General features: G+C 71.2%; 2 protein-coding genes. One reads left to right on the top strand and one right to left on the bottom strand.

Features of this window, described 5'->3' with window-relative positions; genetic code table 11:
- A partial coding sequence (pyrD, locus tag AC1DHD_RS15500) for a dihydroorotate dehydrogenase (quinone) (RefSeq protein ID WP_476880567.1) occupies positions 1-627 on the bottom strand: 627 nt, incomplete at its 3' end.
- Between the two features lie 79 nt (positions 628-706).
- Here pyrD and AC1DHD_RS15495 point away from each other — a divergent pair.
- On the top strand, positions 707-2,404 hold the full coding sequence (locus AC1DHD_RS15495; RefSeq protein ID WP_476880566.1) for an FAD-binding dehydrogenase: 1,698 nt from the start codon (positions 707-709) through the stop codon (positions 2,402-2,404).
- Positions 2,405-2,569 lie beyond the last annotated feature (165 nt).

Genomic DNA, 2,569 nt, shown 5'->3' with positions numbered 1-2,569 from the left:
GGACAGGAGTGGCCGGAGTGTGTCAACGTCCTGCAGCAGCCGCAGGCCGGGGGTGTTCGGGGAACTGACGTTCACCACGAGGTAGTCGGCGGCCGGGGCCAGGCTGCGGGCGCTCACCAGGTAGTCCGCCACTGCGTCCTCAAGTTCCACCACCTTGCTCTTGCCGATATTGACGCCGATCACCGGACGGACGCCTGGATAGCGGCGCTGCAGGGCGGCGCGGGCGGAGCGCAGCCGGGGTGCGACCACAGCCGCACCGTCGTTGTTGAAGCCCATCCGGTTAATCACGGCACGGTCTTCGATGAGCCGGAACAGCCGGGGGGCCGGGTTGCCCGGCTGGGCCTGGCCGGTAATGGTGCCAACCTCGACGTGGCCGAAGCCGAGCTCGGTCAGGGCCTCAATGCCGTGGCCCTCTTTGTCGAACCCCGCGGCGAGTCCGAACGGTGACGGGAACGTCAGCCCGAACGCCTCGGTGCGCAGGGACGGGGCCGGCGCGGTGAAGCGCTGCAGCACCCGTCCGGCGCCGCAGCGGTTGGCCAGCCGGATGGCCCGGAAACCGATCGTATGGGCGCGCTCGGCGTCCATCCAGGAGAAGGCAAGCCGGAAGAAGGTGGGATATACGCGCATGCCCCTAGTTTTCCGGTTCCCGGCGCACAAACCAAAATGCCGGCCAATCCGCATCCCGCCCGGGCGCTAGCATGAAGCCATGAGCAGCGAGGATGCAGTCACCAGCGGCGTAGTGGGAGCCGGTCCCGGCACGCGGATCGAGGCCGACGTCGTGGTGGTCGGCGCCGGTCTGGCGGGGCTGGCGGCAGCCGCCGAGGCGTACGCGGCCGGACGGCGGGTGGCGGTCCTGGACCAGGAACCCGAGGCTTCCGTCGGGGGCCAGGCCCACTGGTCATTTGGCGGGCTGTTCCTGGTCGACACACCGGAGCAGCGCCGGCTGGGCGTACGGGACAGCGCGGACCTGGCACTGGCGGACTGGCTGTCGTCGGCCGGTTTCGACCGGAGCGAAGACACCCATGCCCGCGCCTGGGCGGAGGCCTACGTGAACTTCGCGGCCGGCGAGAAACGCGCCTGGCTCGCCGCCCTCGGCGTCGGACTCTTCCCGCTGGTGCAGTGGGCGGAACGCGGCGGGTACGGCCCGGACGGCCACGGCAACACGGTCCCCCGCTTCCACGTCGCCTGGGGCACCGGGCCCGCGATTGTCGCGCCCTTCCTCGCCAAGCTCAGGGAGGGCCAGGCTGCCGGAAGGGTCTCCTTCCATTTCCGCCACCGCGCCACGGGACTCACCACCAGCGGCGGCACTGTCACCGGGGTGCGCGGCGAGGTCCTCGTCCCGAGCGGCGCGGCACGGGGCGAGCAATCATCCCGTGAAGCCGTCGGCGGTTTCGAGGCCGCCGCGGGCGCCGTCGTCGTCACCAGTGGCGGAATTGGCGGCAACCACACCGCCGTCCGTAAGCAATGGCCGGGCGGCGGCGCACCGGAGGCGATGCTCAGCGGGGTCCCGGCGGCGGTGGACGGCGATTTCCTGGCCGCCGTAGACAGTGCCGGCGGCAGGCTTATCAACGGCGACCGGATGTGGCACTACCCGGAAGGCATCCACAATTACGATCCTGTCTGGCCGAAGCACGGCATCCGGATCCTGCCGGGCCCGTCGGCGCTGTGGCTGGACGCTACGGGGAAGATGCTCCCGGCGCCGCTGTTTCCGGGCTTCGACTCCCTCGGCGCACTGCGCCATATCCTGGCCACCGGGCATCAGCACTCCTGGTTCGTGCTGAACCGGTCAATTGCCCTCAAGGAATTCGCGCTCTCCGGCTCCGAGCAGAATCCGGACCTCACCGGCAAAGACATCCGCCTGCTCGCCGCGCGCCTCAAACCCTCCATCGACAGCCCACTGCAGCGTTTCCTGGACCGCGGTGTGGACTTCCTGCAGGCGGCCAGCCCGGCCGAGCTCGCCGGGAAAATGAACGGCCTGACAGGCTCGCCACTGATTGACGCAGCGGAACTGGACCGGCTGGTCCGCTCCCGCGACCGCCAGTTCGCCAGCGGCCTGGGCAAGGATCCGCAGCTCGCCGCGATCCGCGCCGCCCGCCGCTTCACCACGGACCGGGTGATGCGGGTGGCTCCCCCGCACCCGATGCTCGATCCCCGGCACGGGCCCCTGCTCGCGGTGCGCCTTTCCGTCCTGACCCGAAAGAGCCTCGGCGGGATCCAGACCGACCTGCAATCCAGGGTGCTGGACCGTTCCGGCCTGCCCGTCGCCGGGCTGTACTCCGCCGGGGAGGCGGCCGGTTTCGGCGGCGGCGGGATCCACGGCTACCGCGCCCTTGAGGGAACGTTCCTGGGCGGATGCCTGTTCTCTGGCCGGACGGCGGGCCGCGCGGCCGCCGCAGCGGTCTAGCTGCGGGCCGGGAGGAGCCGATGGAGTGGCAGACAGACATCCTGGGCGAGGACTTCGCGGCCTGCGTCTTCCAGGCGGCCGGGCCCGACGGCGTGGAGCGCACCGCCACACTGGTCCGGCACGTCCCCGCGGCAGGAGCCGGGCCGGCCCCGCAGCGTGCCGTCC

This window comes from Arthrobacter sp. 05L45_2, from assembly GCF_056397525.1.
This window is presented reverse-complemented; position numbering and strand designations above follow the sequence as displayed.

Coding starts and splice junctions, on each gene's coding strand:
- AC1DHD_RS15495 (WP_476880566.1), top strand. CDS start 707: ATGAGCAGCGAGGATGCAGTCACCAGCGGCGTAGTGGGAGCCGGTCCC.